Annotated in this window: 8 protein-coding genes; 5 read left to right on the forward strand and 3 right to left on the reverse strand. The window is 71.8% G+C overall.

Annotation, left to right across the window (positions count from 1 at the left end):
• Nucleotides 1-590 precede the first annotated feature (590 nt).
• From ACFWIC_RS15535 to ACFWIC_RS15545, 3 genes are all read left to right on the forward strand, one after another.
• The gene (locus ACFWIC_RS15535) at nt 591-2,843 is read left to right on the forward strand and encodes an alkaline phosphatase D family protein (RefSeq protein WP_380518877.1); all 2,253 of its coding nucleotides are present in this window, start codon (nt 591-593) and stop codon (nt 2,841-2,843) included.
• Nucleotides 2,844-2,931: 88 nt separating this feature from the next.
• Complete coding sequence (tatA, locus tag ACFWIC_RS15540) at nt 2,932-3,252, forward strand: Sec-independent protein translocase subunit TatA (RefSeq protein ID WP_329950734.1); 321 nt, start codon at nt 2,932-2,934, stop codon at nt 3,250-3,252.
• Nucleotides 3,253-3,446: 194 nt separating this feature from the next.
• Nucleotides 3,447-6,305, forward strand: a complete 2,859-nt coding sequence (locus ACFWIC_RS15545) for an ATP-binding protein (RefSeq protein WP_380518880.1) — start codon at nt 3,447-3,449, stop codon at nt 6,303-6,305.
• 124 nt (nt 6,306-6,429) lie between these two features.
• Here the strand turns inward: ACFWIC_RS15545 and ACFWIC_RS15550 are convergent, their stop codons facing one another.
• The 3 genes from ACFWIC_RS15550 to ACFWIC_RS15560 form a co-directional block, all read right to left on the reverse strand.
• Nucleotides 6,430-7,908: a TIGR00366 family protein gene (locus ACFWIC_RS15550; RefSeq protein WP_329950736.1), complete on the reverse strand. Its 1,479-nt coding sequence runs from the start codon at nt 7,906-7,908 to the stop codon at nt 6,430-6,432.
• A gap of 313 nt (nt 7,909-8,221) precedes the next feature.
• Nucleotides 8,222-9,523 carry a glycosyltransferase 87 family protein gene (locus ACFWIC_RS15555; protein WP_380518883.1) on the reverse strand — a complete coding sequence of 434 codons (1,302 nt, stop codon included), beginning with the start codon at nt 9,521-9,523 and terminating at the stop codon, nt 8,222-8,224.
• 198 nt (nt 9,524-9,721) lie between these two features.
• Nucleotides 9,722-10,951, reverse strand: a complete 1,230-nt coding sequence (locus ACFWIC_RS15560) for a heparin lyase I family protein (RefSeq protein ID WP_380518886.1) — start codon at nt 10,949-10,951, stop codon at nt 9,722-9,724.
• Nucleotides 10,952-11,499: 548 nt separating this feature from the next.
• On the opposite strand from ACFWIC_RS15560, the gene ACFWIC_RS15565 reads away from it, so the two are divergent.
• On the forward strand, nt 11,500-12,555 hold the full coding sequence (locus ACFWIC_RS15565) for a substrate-binding domain-containing protein (RefSeq protein WP_380518889.1): 1,056 nt from the start codon (nt 11,500-11,502) through the stop codon (nt 12,553-12,555).
• A 170-nt stretch (nt 12,556-12,725) separates the two neighbouring features.
• Nucleotides 12,726-15,371 carry an RICIN domain-containing protein gene (locus ACFWIC_RS15570; RefSeq protein ID WP_380518892.1) on the forward strand — a complete coding sequence of 882 codons (2,646 nt, stop codon included), beginning with the start codon at nt 12,726-12,728 and terminating at the stop codon, nt 15,369-15,371.
• The last annotated feature ends 78 nt before the right edge of the window (nt 15,372-15,449 follow it).

The following is a 15,449-nucleotide window of genomic DNA, read 5'->3' on the forward strand; positions in this document are numbered from 1 at the left end:
AGTAAGCCCTCACCCGCCCCCCCGCGACCCCCCCCCCCCCAACCCGGCCTACGGCGGCCGCCCGCGGGGGGGGGGCCGGGGCGCCCCCCCCGGCCCGCACCTCAGGTACGACGGCAGCACCGCGACACGCCCCTCCCGGGAGCCCGGGTCCGATGCTCGGCGAAAGCGCGAGTCCCGGGAAGGCCCGAATTCCTGATGGGGCGGATAACGAAATCGTATGGCCGGAACCGGGCTTGTTCCGTCAGGTCCCGGCCGTACGAGGCGAATGGACCTCACCCGATTCCGCGAACGGATATCCGGTGCACGACTATTGACAGCGCTGTTGCGCTGCCGATGTAGTTCCAGGTATCCACCCCACCCCGATTCGCCGATGACGGCCCCCTTCTCCACCGGCCCGTCGAAGCTGCTGCAGAGCCGCATCCGGCTGACCTGAGACACCCCCGTCCGGGTGCGGGCAACGTCCACACGTGTCACGCGCAACCCACCCCCGCCGACCGGGCTGCGCGCACCCACCCCACCCCCGTTCGACCACGCCCGCTTGCGGGCCGTGGTCCGACGGCATCGGTCGACACCCCCACACAGGAGAAGTCATGGACGCCTCTTCCCCCACCCTGTCCGACAGCGTTCGCGCCGAGATCAGCCGCCGCAGGGCGGTGCAGCTGCTGGGCGTCGGCGCGGCGGCGGTCGCCGCCGGCAGCGCCATGACGGGCACCGCCGCGGCGGCGGTGGCCCCGCTCCCCTCGTCGGGGCTGCGTGCGGCGGTGCTGGAGTACGCGGACCGGTGGACGAACGCCGTCGGGCTCCGAACGCTGTTGGAGCACGCCGGTTTCACCGTGATCGATCTCGACCTGACCAAGGCACCGGACGCCCAGGCCCAGGCCGTGGACCTGATCGCCTTCGGCAGTTTCACCAACGACAGCACCAACAACACCAACCCCTACGGCACCTACGTGAAGGCACACACCGACTCGCTGCGGAGATTCGTCAGGGCCGGCGGGGTGGTGCTCGACCTCGCCAAGTCCGACGAGCCCGGCGTCGGTGTCCCCTACCTGCCGATCTGGAAGTGGGACTACAACTCGACCGCGATGTTCGCGGTGCGTACCGACGCCGACTTCAACACGGTCTACCGGGTGGCCACCGCCCACCCGCTGGTCTCCGTCCTGCCGGCGGACGCCTCCGGTCAGGTGTTCGCCGGCCGCTCCGTCACCGCCAGCTGGGAGTCGCTCGGCGCCTGGAAGGAGATGCGGGTGCTCCTGGCCTGCGTCTCGGGGACGTCGGGCTACCCGGCGGCCCTGTTGGAGGGCAAGGACAAGATCGTCGCCGCGGACGGCAAGTCCTCCGTGGACGGCAAGGGCAGATACCTGGTCTCCAGCCTCACCATCGACAAGTGCTACAACACGGCCGGCGCGCCGACCCAGAGCGAGGCCGCCATCGACGACAGCCGCAGGTTCTTCAACGCCCTGACCGGGTACGTCAAGTCGGCGAAGGCCGGCAGCGCGCCCAGTCTGACGGTCACGCCGTCGCTCCAGGCGGGCCCGCTCGTCGGCCACGTGAGCGAGACCACCGCCCGGCTCTGGGCACGGCCGGGCGTGGACCCGGGGACCTACCCGACCTGGAAGTGCGAGGTGAAGGCCGGCGGGGTCGTGGTGAAGACCGTCACCGCGACCCTCTCGACCGCCAACGACAGCACCCTCCTGATGGACGTGTCGGGTCTGCAGGCGAACACGGAGTACACCTTCGACATCACGTCCGCGACGGCCGCCGCCCCGGCTGTCCCGATGAAGGGTTCGTTCAGGACCGCACCAGCGGCGGGCGCGGCTGCCAAGGTCTCGCTGGGTGTGGGCTCCTGCGCGCACAACGTGCCGAACCACCTGTGGAAGCAGGTCATGACGGAGGGCTGCGAGGGCTTCGTCATGCTCGGTGACACTCCCTACGCCGACATGGGCCTCTCCGGCGCCTCCAGTGAGCTGGACAGGGTGCGCAGGCACCACCGGGACTTCCTGGCCGTACCCGAGATCGCGAGAATGGTCTCGTCGATGCCGATCTGGGGGACGTGGGACGACCACGACTTCGCGGGAAACGACACCGACGGCCGATCGACGCTGAAGACCATGTACCGGGAGGCGTTCGTCGACTACCGCGCCAACGCGAACTTCGGCCACGTCACCGGGGGCACCGGCCTCCTGACCGGCCGGGGCCCCGGTGAGGGCATCTACACGTCGTTCCGGCGCGGCCCGATCGAGGTGTTCCTCATCGACCCGCGGTGGTTCTCCAACACCTCCACCGGGGTCTGCATGGAGACCGTCCAGTCGAAGTGGCTGAAGGACGCCCTGAAGGCGAGCACGGCCACCTTCAAGGTCCTCGCCTCGGGGATGGTCTGGTACGACAAGATCACCGCCGAGAAGGACGACTGGAACACCTACAAGAACGAGAAGCTCCAGCTCCTCGACCTCATCAAGACCGAGAGGATCTCCGGCTGCGTCATGCTCAGCGGAGACATCCACGTCTCCCGTGCGGTGAAGAACTTCGACGGGACCCCGGCCGACCCGAAGCCGGCCGGCTACGACATGTGGGAGTACGTCGTCAGCCCCGTCCACGACTGGACCATCGGTGACCAGTTCGACGTGACCACCTCCGCGGCAACCGGGCTCCCGGAGAAGACGCGGTGGACGGCGCACCCGGCGGACCCGGTGAAGTGGAGCAAGGACGCGCCGTACACCTTCCTCAAGCTGACGGCCGACACCACCGTGACGCCGGCCACGCTCACCGCCAAGTGGATCAACCGGGACGGTGCGGTGCTGCACACGCAGACGTGCACCATCACCGACCTCACCCGCCCCTGACACCCCGGTCGGCGTGGGCCCGCGGGGCGACCACGGTCCCGCGCCGACCACCCGGCCCCTCCGGATCGACAGTCAAGGAGAGACGCCCATGCTCCGCAACGGCCTGGAACCCTGGCACCTCATCGTCGTGCTCGCCGTGATCGTGCTGCTCTTCGGCTCGAAGAAGCTCCCCGAGGCCGCGCGCGGGCTCGGCAAGTCCCTGCGCATCCTGAAGGCCGAGACCAGGGCCCTGCACGAGGACACCCCGCCCGACCCCGCACCGGACACCCCCGCAGACATTTCCCAGACCGCCCCCACGGCCCACACCGCCCCGGAAACCACCGCCCCGGCCATCCCCCCGCCCAGCACCGACGCACCTGCCGGCGGCCGCACCACACCCAGCACCTCCCACTCGCACACCCCCTCCTGACCGGACCCCTACCCGGGCGCGGCCCCTCGGCCGGGCCCGGCCTCGACGCCCGGCCGCCGGTACACCCGCGGACCGGGCGTCCCCCGTGCGGCCGTGCCCCCCGCTCCGCCGACCTGCGCCGGGATGGCTACCGTGGACGCAGAGACCGAGATCCTTCCCGCCCGGGAAGGCCGCGGGCAGGACGGGAGCCGGTTGTGGACGACCGCGGTGACGGCAGGGCCTTCCTCGGCGTGCACGGCGTCGCGTTCGCGGGCCGGGAGGCTGAGCTGCGGACGCTGCTCTCCGCGGTGTCCGGGGTGCGTCCGGCGGTGGTGCTGGTGGAGGGCGAGGCGGGGATCGGCAAGTCGCGGCTGGTCGCGGAGGCGTCGGCGGTGCTGCGCGCGCAGGGTCTGCGGGTGCTGGCGGGCGGGTGTCATCCGTTGCGGGAGCCGCTGGCGTACGGCCCGGTGATCGACGCGCTGCGCCGCATCGGGCCGTGGCTGCCGCCGGCCGGGCGGCTGGGTGCCTCGGCGGGCGTGCTGGCGCCGCTGCTGCCGGACCTCGCCGGCGCGCTGCCCGAGCCGCCGCCCGACCTGCCGCCGGAGGTCTCGGTGTCCGGAGCCGGACGGTTCTGGGTGGTCTCGGCGGTGCGGACGGTGCTGGAGGCGGTGGCGCCGGCGGTCCTCGTGGTGGAGGACGTGCACTGGGCGGACGAGGCGACCCGGGAGCTGCTGCTGTTGCTGGCCCGGGACATGCCGGGCGACGTCGCGCTGGTGCTCACCTACCGGGGGGAGGAGCTGCCGGGCGGGCGGCCGGTGCTGGGGGTGCCGTTCAGGCGTCCGCCGGGCACGGGCGGGGCGGAGGTCCGGCTCGGTCCGCTGGGTGAGGCGGAGCTGCGGACGATGGCGCGGGAGGTGCTGGGCGGCGATCCGGCACCGGCCCTGGTGCGGACCCTGCTGGAACGCAGCGGTGGTCTGCCGCTGGTGATCGAGGAGGACCTGATCACCCTCGCACGGTCACCGGACGGGGCGGACACGGCGGTCCTGCGGGTGCCCCGCAGCCTCGGCGAGGTGCTGGCGGACCGGACCGGACGGCTGGGCCCCGACGCGGCGGCCCTGGTCGACGCCGCGGCCGTGCTGTCCGTCCCGGCAGGGACCGGGCTGCTCGCCGAAGCCGCCGGGCTGGACGAGGAGCGGGGCGACGCGGCACTCGTGGAGGCGCTCGACGCCGCGGTGCTGCGGCAGGTCGGTCCGGACACCTACGGATTCGCGCACGTCCTGGCCCAGGAGGCGGTCTACGCCGCCCTCCCGGGGCCGGTGCGCAACCGGACCCATCGGCGGGTCCTGGAGGTGCTGCTGGCCCAGGACCCGCCGCCGCTGGTGCAGATCGCCCACCACACCCGTGCGCTGGGGGACCGGAAGGCCTGGCTGCCCCGCGCCCGGGCCGCCGCCGACCAGGCCACCGCGGTCGGTGACACGGGTACCGCCGCCACGCTGCTGAACGAGATCATCGACCAGCCCGACCTCACCCCGCGGGAGCTCGCCCATGCCGCCTGGGCGCTCTCGTACACGGCCTCGGTCGGCACCGAGGCCGCCACCACGGTCAGGATCCTGCGCAGGATCCTGACCGTGGCCGGTCTGCCCGAGGAGGTGCGCGGCCGGATCAGGACGAGCCTCGGCGGGCTGCTGATCTACCAGGTCGGAGACCTGGCGGGCGAGCAGGAGATCGTGACCGCCCTGGCGGAGGTGGGCGACAGCACCCCGGTCACCTCGGCCCGGATCCTGAGCTACCTGGGCCTGTCGCAGACCGACCGTTTCACGCTCGCCGAGCAGCGGGACCTCGTCCGGCGCGGCTACGACCTGCTGGCCGGAGCCGAGACCCGCAACGCCCGGCCGATCATGGACGTCGCCGGCATCTTCCTGCGGGGCGTGGTGGCGGACCCGGCCCTTCCGGAGGTCCTGGCGGCGCTGCCCCGCGACGGCGAGGTGCCCGTGCTCCAGGCCACGGCCTTCAGCGTCTGCAGCATCGCCGAGACCTGGCTCTGCGTCGGGCACGACACACGGTCCGCAGGCGCCGTCGAGGAGTTGCGGGCCATGGCACCGCGCACCCACCTGCCCATGCTGGACCCCTACCTGGACACCTTCCGGGTGGTGCTCGACTGGCAGTCCGGGCACTGGGACGAGGCCGAGCGCGGACTGGCGGCCCTCCACGAGCGTCACCCGGACAACCCCCTGCGGTCCGGCGGGTTGCTGGCGGCGGTGCGGGGTCTCACCGCCGCCGCTCGGGGTCTGACCGGGCAGGCGGCCGCGGTGTTCGACGCCGCGCTCACCCGGGGACTGCACCTGGACCTGTTCGGCGCCGCCGCCGGGCGGGCCAGGCTCCACCTCGCCCGCAGCGACCCGCAGGCCGCCTGGCGGTCCCTGACCGACCCGCTCGACTTCCTGACGTTCCTCGACCGCAAGGAGGCCTGGGGCTACGCCTGGGACCTCGTCCCCACCGCCGTCGAAACCCTCCTCGCCCTCGACCGCGCCGACGAGGCCCGCGACCTGACCGAACGCCACGCCACCGCCGCCGCAGGCCGCGACGCGCCCGGCGCCGACGCCGAACAGCACCACTGCCGCGGCCTGTTGCTGGCCGCCACCGACCCGGACGCCGCGACGGCGGCCTTCGATCTCGCGGCGGCGCGGTGGAGCGACATCGGCCGCCCCTACCGGGCCGCCCTCGCCGCCGAACGCGCCGCCCGCACCCGCACCGACCCCGGTGAGACGGAGACCCGCCTCGCCGGCCCGATCGCCGCCTTCGAGCGCCTCGGCGCCACCTCCGACGCGGCCCGCTGCCACCGAGGGCTCCGCGAACTCGGCCGGCAGACCTCCAACCCGCGCGGCCGGGCCGGCTACGGCGACCGGCTCTCCCCCCGCGAGGAACAGATCCGCGACCTGCTCGCCTCCGGCGCCACCAACAAGGACATCGCCGCCGCCCTGTTCCTCTCCACCCGCACCGTCGAGAACCACGTCGCCCGCGTCCTCGCCAAGCTCCGCACCACCCGCGCCGACCTCACCGACGGGCAGGTCTGAGCCGACCGGTCTGCCGACGGCCCCCCGTACGGATCCCGCGCGCTCCTTGAGCGGAACACGGGGCCGTCGTGAGGGTCGTCGGCAGACCGGTCGGTCACCGGTACGCCCGTGCCTCGGCAGGAGCTCAGGGGAAGGGGAGCGTGCGGGCGAAGACGGTGACCAGCACCAGCACGGCGGGGAAGAGGGCGAGGAACATGGCGAACGTGTACCCCATGATGTCGCGCGCCTTCAGCCCCAGGACGGCGAGCGTGGGCAGCATCCAGAACGGTTGCAGCAGGTTGGCACTGGCCTCGCCGAGGTCGTACACGACGACCATCCAGCCCTGGTTGACCTGGAGTTGGTTGGCCGCCTCCAGGACGTAGGGGGCCTCGATCACCCACTTGCTGCCACCGCTGGGCACGAACACCCCGAGGACGCAGCTGTAGACCGCGATCATGGCCGGGTAGAAGAACTCGTTCGACACCGACACCAGCCAGCCGGCGATGGTCTTGTGCAGGCCGGTGTAGGCGATCATCCCGAAGATGCCGCCGTACAGCGGGAACTGGAGCAGGATGCCGGAGACCGCGGGCGTGCCGTCCTTGACGGCGCGGGCGAGGTTCGCCGGCCGCCAGTGCAGGACGAGCGCCAGCAGGATGAGGATCAGGTTGATGGTGTTCAGGTCGAGCGCGTTGAGCGGGCTGCCACCGGAGTTCGCGAAGCGCCGGACGAGGTACCAGGCCCCGAGCGCGAACAGCAGGACCGTGAAGACCGGGCTGTACTCGATCCACTCGCCCGGCCTGGTCCGCCGGCTGTCGTGGCGCTGCCGGTCGAGACCGGGGCCCAGGTCGATGCCGAGCTGCTCCGCGGTCTTCGCGCGTTCCGGTGAGGGGGCCAGGAACCAGGCCATGCCCACACCGATGACGAAGATGACCGCCGTGGCCACGACGCCCTGCCACAGGAAGATGGTCTCGGTGAGGGGGATCAGCCCGCTGCCCCGGCCCTCGGCGATGACCTTCTGCACGGCCGCCGGGCTCGACGTGGCGCTGGCCACCTGCAACGCGGCCGACCCGGACAGTCCCTGGGCCCACACCGTGCCGAGGCCCAGGAAGGCCATCGCGCCGAGTGCGCGGTAGTCCACGCCGGGGACCCGGCGGGCGACCTCCTTGGCGAGGATCGCGGTGAAGATCAGGCTGAACGCCCAGTTCGCGTAGGAGGTGAGCATGGCGACGGCGGCGGTGAACGCGACGGCGCCGCGCGGGGTCCGGGGCAGCGCCGCCATCCGCGCGATCAGGCGCCCGACCGGCGGGGAGGCCGCCACCGCGTAGCCGGCGATCACGATCATGGCCATCTGCAGGGTGAAGGTGATGAGGGACCAGAATCCCTGCCCCCAGGCGTCGACCAGGCCGTACCCGCTCGTCGCCCCGGGTTTGTCCGGCACACCGAGGAGGTCCTCCCCGGACACCAGTCCGAGGGCGAAGATCAGGAACGTCCCCACCAGGACGAAGCCCAGTGCGTCGGGCAGCCATTTCTCGGTGAAGGCCGTGAAGCGGAGTGCAAGCCGGGCGAGCCAGTTCTCGCCGGTTCCCGTCGTCGGACCGGGAGGCTTGGGCGCGGTCGTCGTCATCGGATCCTCGCTATCACTCCCCGGATAGGTGGCACCTGTGCCGGGCCGGTGCGGGGAGTGCGGCCGATCCTGCGTCGCCGCAGCTTCCGGGGTCAATGGTGACGAGGGTCACACCCGACCCGGGCCAGGTGTGGACGTCGGCCGCGACCGCGCCTCGATGCCCGGAACGTCTCCCGCGGCACGGTGTGCGCGCCTTCGTCTTCGAGAAGCTGCGGGGCATCCAGGGGGTGCGGTCCACCCGGACGCTGACCGTGGTCGAGGAGGTCGTGGACCGGCCCGGCATCGTCCCCATCGAGTGACGCCCCGTCGGCCGCTACCGCGCCAACTCCGCCTGCCGCGGCTCCGGGATGCGCGGGGCAGCCGGTCGGGGGCCTCCCGGCACGGCGGACCGGACGGCGGCCGGTGCCGGAACTCCGCGCAACTCCCGGGCCGTGGCCCGGAGTACGGCGAGCAGGGCGAGCAGCATCAGCATGCCGTGGGCCGGCATCGACAGGTAGGGCGCCACGGCGGGGGCGATGAACGTGAGGTAGCTGCCGAGGGACGACGCCTGCACCAGGATCGGGAGGTACCAGAGCCGGTGGGGGCGGTGGAAGGCGACGATCACACTGAGCACGTCGGCGACGTAGAAGTAGCGCTCGTGCATGGACGGCAGCAGGAACGGCACCGCGATCGCGGAGGTGGTGGCCAGCAGCAGGACGGTGGCGGGTGTGAGCAGCGGTCGTCCGTCCCGCTCCACCGCACTGCCGGCCCGCCGGACGGACCGCACCGCCAGCCCGACCAGGACCAGGACCGTCGCACCCGCGATCAGGACCCCGACGCTCCGTACGGCACCCTCCGCGGTCTGCGGCACGGAGACGAACTGGTAGACGGACGGCGCGTTGAGCGTGAGCTGCGTGTACGTGCCCGTCTGCCGGGTGTACACCGTCAGCAGCTTCCACGGGTCGGCGCCGAGCAGGAGGGCGGGGACGTCGAGCGCCAGGTAGACCGCCGGAACGGCCAGCAGACTCGGCCAGGGGATCCGCTTCACCAGGACGAGTACCAGCAACAGGGGGAAGAGGAAGACCGCCTGGAGCTTGAACGCCAGCGCGATCCCGAAGAACGCGCCGGCCCACCAGGGCCGGTCCCGGAGCAGGTGGTACAGGCCGCCGACCAGGAAGGTCGTGAAGATCGCATCGGCCTGGCCCCACCAGCCGCTGTTGATGACGACGGTGGGGAGGAGGAGGACGACCACCGCCGCTCCGAGGACGGGCCGGAGCCGCCGGGGCCGGCGCAGGGCGACGATGCGGAACGTGTACGACGCCAGCGCCAGGTCGAACAGGATCGAGAACCACTTGATGCCCGCCAGCGCCGGCACCGGCAGGTAGGTGAGCGCGGCCATGAGGTAGAGGTACGGGGCGTTGTAGTCGGAGAACTCCATGTCGCTGAGGGCGGCGAACCCGCCGTTCTCCGCGATGTACCGGTACCAGGGGCCGAGGAAGTAGAAGTAGTCCGACGACTCGCCGTCCAGCAGGAGGATCCTGCACAGGAGCGCGGCCCCCACCGCCGTTGTCGCGGCGAGGGTGAGGACCGTCGGGTCGGTCGCGCGACGGCGCGGCTCGGCGGTTGAGTCGGACATCGGACTCCGTTCGGGTCGGTGCGGTGCTCGGTACGGCGTGTGCGGGAAGGGGGAGGGCACGTCGCGAGTCCGGCCCCGGCCCCACCCGGACCCGGGGTGGGGGCGGAGCGGACCGGGGCCGGGTCCGTACGACCCGGCCCGTCGCGTCCGTCGGCCCGCCCCGCCCCGCCCCGCCCCGTCACGAGCGGCGGGCAGGTCTCACACCTTTCGGTGAGTCCTGCGGGCGGCGGTCCTCGTACGGAGGCGGTAGGCGAGGAGGAGGCCGGCGACGAGCAGCGCCCCGCCGGTGGCCAGGACGAGCGGTGTCCGGTCGGAGGGGCCGGTCTCCGCCAGGGGGCGCCCGTCGTTGTCCGTGTCCGTGTCCGTCTCCGCCGGGATGTCCTCCACGGGCCCGGGCGTGGCTCCGGGCGTGGCTCCGGGCACCGCCGGTCCGGATGCGGTGGCCGGGGCGGAAGGCTGTGCCGACGGCGGCTCCTGCGCCGATGCCGATGCGGAGGGTCGGGCGGTCGGCGGCGACGTCGCGGGCTTCGGGGACGCGGGGGAGGCCGGCGCGGTGGCGGACGGTGCCGCGGCGGACGGCGTGCCGGGGGAGGCCGGTGCGGTGGGGGACGCTGCGCCGGGGGCCGTCGGTGCGGCGGAGGACGGTGCGGCCGTCGGCCTACCGGGGACCGGAAGGCCCGGGGTGATGGAGACGTCGTCGTAGTAGACGACCACCGGCGGCGTCCCGCCGCTCACGTTCCCCTTCGATGCCTTCCAATTCGGCCGGTACAGACCGATCTTGTGATACGGGGCGGTGTCCTGGTGGTAGCTGTTGGGCCCGAGGTGCGATCCCACCTGGGCGCCGTCGAGCCGGGCGGCGATGGAACCGGGCGTGGCCGCGGTGGACCAGGTGATGTCGAAGGCCCACTGGTTCCAGCGTCCGAGCCGGACGGGACCGAGGTCGTACCTGACCTCGTTCACCGGCTCGGAGCCCGCCTTCCAGTGGACGAGCATGAGCCACCGGTCCGCCCTGACCGCGAGGACGACCGCCGGGATGGTGTCCGTTCCGCCGTGCCATTGGGACACGATGGTCTGGGCCTCGTAGGAGATCCATTCCTGCGGCAGGTAGTTGGAGAAGGTGTAGCGGTAGCTGCCGTACGGCAGGCGGCTGGTGGCTATCTCGGATCGGTAGGACCTGCCGTCGTCGGGCAGGGTGAACCGGGCGGCCCTGCCGGTGTGGCCACCGGGGGCCGCCACGACGTCCACCGCGCCCTCGCCGTCGATGCCCTTGCGGGGCCACACCGTGGTGCTGCCGGACTCGAAACCGTCACTGAAGGGGACGGCGGTGGACGCTGCGGTCGCGGTGGAGCCGGCGGACGCGGCTCCCACCGCCAGCACGGCCGCCAGGATCGCACCGACCCGACGGCTGTGGCTGTGACGCTGGAACATGAACCATCCAGGAGCAGAGGCGCGACGGCGACCTTGCGAGGTCGCGGTCCACGGCGAGGAACTGAGCGGAAGTGCCGGCTCTCCTGCGCGTGCTTGCTTCGGTGAGAGCCGGTTGCCACTACATGAGCGCCGCGTTGCTTCCCCGTCCCGGTCCGACACCGGTTCGTTATCAAAGCCTCCTGCGCCCCGCTGCCCGGCCGGCACTCCGGCAAGGGGCATTAATGATGCAAACACCTTGACACTGGAATGTCGCAGCCACAGGATCGGCGTGCAGAGGCATCGGACACGGAGCGGAAACCGCACCGCCGTACTCCGACGCGTTCTCGGATACCCCGGACCTCGCAACGCGTCGTGGAGGCACCCTCGCCGGGGCAGGACCTTGCCGGTTGAAGCCTCGATCGGACCCTTCGGCATCCGCGCGGCCGCACCGACGGCTGTCCGTGGAGGTAGCCGGGTCAGCAGCATGTCGGCCGGCCCCGCGCCGGTGTCACGCACCACCCTCGCACCGCCCCTTCCCGCGCAGAGTCGCGCGTACCCCTGGAGCGTTCATGTCCACGAGCCCGCACCGCCGTACGGTGCCCGCCGCCACCTGTCTCCTGCTCACACTCGCCCTGAGCACCGCGTGTTCCACCGGTCAGAAGTCGTCCTCCTCCGGGGCGGGTGCCCCGGTCGCTCCGGTGAGCGGCAAGATCTCGATGACCTACCTGCAGAAGCAGGGCGATCAGGAGTACTTCGTCGGAGAGGCGGCCGGGGCGAAGGCCAGGGCCGCCGAGCTCGGCGTGGACCTCAAGGTGGTCAACCTCGGCAACGACGCGAACAAGACCGTCAGCGAAGTCCGGTCCGCCATCGCGCAGAAGACCAACGGCCTGATCGTCGTCGTCCCGGATCCGGCGGTGGGCCCCCAGGTCGTGCAGGCGGCCAGGGACGCCAAGGTCGCACTGCTGACCTCCGACGACCAGATCTGTGCCACCGGTCCCGATCCGGCGGGCTGCGCGCCGGGGGACATGGTGCCCCGGATCGGCTTCAGCGGCGAGCAGATGGGCAGCGAGGTCGGCAAGCGCGCCGCCGAGGAGTTCGGCAGGTCGAAGTGGAACCCGGCCGAGACCCGGAGCATCTCCGCCTGGAAGCAGGATGTCACCGTCTGCACCTCCCGGGTCAAATCCGCCAAGGCCGCCTTCCTGAACGGCGGCGGTACCGGAGTGCAGAACATCGACGTCGCCACCGACAACACCCCCACGGGTGCCCAGGACAGGATCGCCGCCGTCGTCACCGCCAACCCGAACGTGAAGCACTGGGTGATCTGGGGCTGCAACGACGAGAACGTCCAGGGCGGCGTCACCGCCCTGGAGAACGCCGGCTTCAAGGCCGACCACGTGATCGGCGTGGGCCTGGGTGCCTACCTCGCCTGCAAGAACTGGGGCTCCGGCAAGCCGTCGGGCATGCGGGCCGCCCTGTTCATCAACGGCAAGGACGTCGGGGCACTGGCCGTCCAGACCCTGTACGACAGGCTGAAGAGCGGCAAGGAGATGCCTGCCGAGGCGTTCGCCCCCACCACCATGGTCGACGCCGCCACCTTCAGGAACAGCGGCGTCACCTGCAACTGACTTGCCAAGACCCGTAACTGACGTTCCGTCACCCCTAACGGCAACGGCCGACCACCCCGGTCGCCGGTCGGCCGAGGTACGGCCCGGACCGGCCCCCGACGACCCTCGGCCGGCCGCCCGGAAACCTTGCTGCTCGGGAGCACACACCTCCCCCCACCCAGGAGATCCGCATGCATCGTTCCATCCTGCCGTGGAGCCCGACGGCTCCGCGGGATCCCTCCTCCACCAGGCCTCGACCGGGGCGTGGTCGCTCGGCGCTGCTGTCCGCGGCGGCCGTCGTCGCCGCGCTCGCCGCGCCCCTGCCGGCGCAGGCCGCGCCCACCGAGACGGTCGTCGACGTGACGGCGTTCGGTGCCGACCGGACCGGCACGCGGGACAGCGCCGCAGCGGTGAAGGCGGCCCTGCGACAGGCCAGGACCGTGCAGGGACCGGTGCGGGTGCTGTTCCCCCGCGGCACCTACCAGATCTACCCGGAGCAGGCCGAGACCCGGGAGCTGTACCTCTCCAACACCGTCGGCGCCGACCAGACGTACCGGGACAAGCGCATCGGCATCCTCATGGAGGACATGCGCGACGTCACGATCGACGGCGGCGGCTCGCACCTGCAGTTCCACGGCCTGATGACCGCCTTCGCCGCCATCCGCTCCCAGAACGTCACGGTGCGGGGCTTCAGCTTCGACGTCACCGCCCCGAAGGTCGTCGACGCCACCGTCAGCGAGACGGGCGTCGCCGACGGCCGCGCCTACCGGGTGCTGAACATCCCGCCCACCAACGGCTTCACCGTGGTGAACAACCAGGTCACCTGGCTCGGAGAGAAGAGCCCGGCCACCGGACAGCCCTACTGGTCCGGCGTCAACGGCATGAGGTACACCCAGCTCCACGACCCGGCGAACACGAGCACCTGGCGCGGCGCCAACCCCCTGTTCACCAACGTGGCGTCGATGACGGCGCAGGCGGGCAACAAGCTGCGCATCGACTACACGAGTGCGGCTCCGCCGACCGACCGGGGTCTGGTCTACCAGATGCGGGAGGACACCCGCGACACCGCGTCCGCGTTCTTCTGGGAGTCCAAGGACGTCACCGTGCAGGGGCTGAAGGCCCGCTACCTGCACGGCTTCGGCTTCCTCGGGCAGATGAGCGAGAACATCACCATCGACGGCAACGACTTCCGCACCGACCCCGCCACCGGGCGCAGCACGGCGGGGTTCGCGGACTTCGTCCAGATGTCCGGCATCAAGGGCGCCGTCAACATCAGGAACAACGTGTTCGACGGTGCGCACGACGACGCGATCAACATCCACGGCACCTACGTCGAGGTCACCGGACGGTCCGCGGACGGCAGGACGCTCACCCTCGAATACAAGCACCACCAGACGGCCGGGTTCCCGCAGTTCTACCCCGGCGACAGCGCGGAGATCGTGGACAAGCGGACGATGGCGACCGTCCCCGGCGCCACCGCCCGGGTCGTGTCGGTCGACGGCCCGACGGGCCGCGACCACAACAAGCCCCTGACCACCATGAAGGTCACCTTCGACCAGGCCGTCCCCGCCTCCGTCACCCCCGGGAACTTCGTGGTGGAGAACACCACCTACACCCCCACCGTCGACATCAGCGGCAACACCGTCGTCAACATCCCCACCCGCGGCATCCTGGTCACCACCCGCAAGCCCGTCGTCATCAGGAACAACACCTTCGACGGCACCCGGATGGCCAGCATCTTCATCTCCTCCGACGCCAAGGAGTGGTACGAGTCCGGCCCCGCCCAGGACGTCCTCATCACCAAGAACACCTTCCTGCGCCCGGCGGGCCCGGTGATCCTGGTCGAGCCCACCAACGAGGTCCAGGACGCCGGCAACCCGGTGAGCCGCAACATCCGCATCCAGGACAACGACTTCAGGATCGGCGACGTCCGCCTCCTCGACGCCAAGAGCGTCGGCGGCATCACCTTCGAACGCAACGACGTCCGCCGCCTCGACCGCAACACGGCGTTCGCGGCCGAGACGACCACGACGTGCCTGGCGCCGGGCGCCACCGGCACCGTTCGCACGGTCGCCGGCGCGGCACCCTACACGACCCCGCTGTTCAAGTACCGCGCCTCCTCCGGCGCCCTCGTCAAGGACAACGACTTCGACAACGGGCTGAACCTGCGCGCCGAGCTGAACGCCACCGACGCCGCCCAGGTCGCCACCGACGACGTCACCACCAACGGCACCAACAGGATCCTGCCCCTGCTGCCGACCCTCACCTACACCAGCAGCAACCCCGCCGTCGCCACCGTCGACTCCTCCGGAAAGGTGACCGCCAGGGCCACCGGCACCGCCGTCATCACCCCCGTCACCACCAGTCAGCTCGGCGACACCACGGGCAAGCCCGTCACGGTCCAGGTCGGCTGCGCGGTGCCGGCGACCTTCCGCACGATGACCGTCGCCGGGACCGGAGACGTCGTCGACGTGAGCGGGAGCAGCCTCGCCGACCACGCCCCGGTCATCCGCCGACCGAACGCCGACGCCCCGAACCAGCGCTTCGAGTTCCGGCCGCTGGCCGACGGCTACGTGCGCATCGTCAACCAGAACAGCGGCAGGGACCTGGCCGTGCTGAACGCGTCCCGGACTGCCGGAGCCAAGATCATCCAGCACGCCTACGCACCCGGCGCCGACACCAACGACGAATGGCGGCCGGAGGACGCCGGCAACGGCCGCGTGCGCGTCGTCAACCGCCTCAGCGGCCTCTACCTCACCGCCGGCGCCACCCAGGGCAGCCAGTTCGAGCAGCGACCCTACGACGGGAGCGGCCTCCAGACCTTCGTCCTCGGCTGACGTTCCGTCGATCGACGTGCGGCGGCCCCCCGAAGTCCGCTGGCGTGACGACCGCGGGCCCGGCGTGGCGGGTGGCGA

Source organism: Kitasatospora sp. NPDC127035 (assembly GCF_042726075.1).
Classification (GTDB): domain Bacteria; phylum Actinomycetota; class Actinomycetes; order Streptomycetales; family Streptomycetaceae; genus Kitasatospora.

Coding starts and splice junctions, on each gene's coding strand:
- ACFWIC_RS15565 (WP_380518889.1), top strand. CDS start 11,500: ATGTCCACGAGCCCGCACCGCCGTACGGTGCCCGCCGCCACCTGTCTC.
- ACFWIC_RS15555 (WP_380518883.1), bottom strand. CDS start 9,523: ATGTCCGACTCAACCGCCGAGCCGCGCCGTCGCGCGACCGACCCGACG.
- tatA (WP_329950734.1), top strand. CDS start 2,932: ATGCTCCGCAACGGCCTGGAACCCTGGCACCTCATCGTCGTGCTCGCC.
- ACFWIC_RS15535 (WP_380518877.1), top strand. CDS start 591: ATGGACGCCTCTTCCCCCACCCTGTCCGACAGCGTTCGCGCCGAGATC.
- ACFWIC_RS15560 (WP_380518886.1), bottom strand. CDS start 10,951: ATGTTCCAGCGTCACAGCCACAGCCGTCGGGTCGGTGCGATCCTGGCG.
- ACFWIC_RS15570 (WP_380518892.1), top strand. CDS start 12,726: ATGCATCGTTCCATCCTGCCGTGGAGCCCGACGGCTCCGCGGGATCCC.
- ACFWIC_RS15550 (WP_329950736.1), bottom strand. CDS start 7,908: ATGACGACGACCGCGCCCAAGCCTCCCGGTCCGACGACGGGAACCGGC.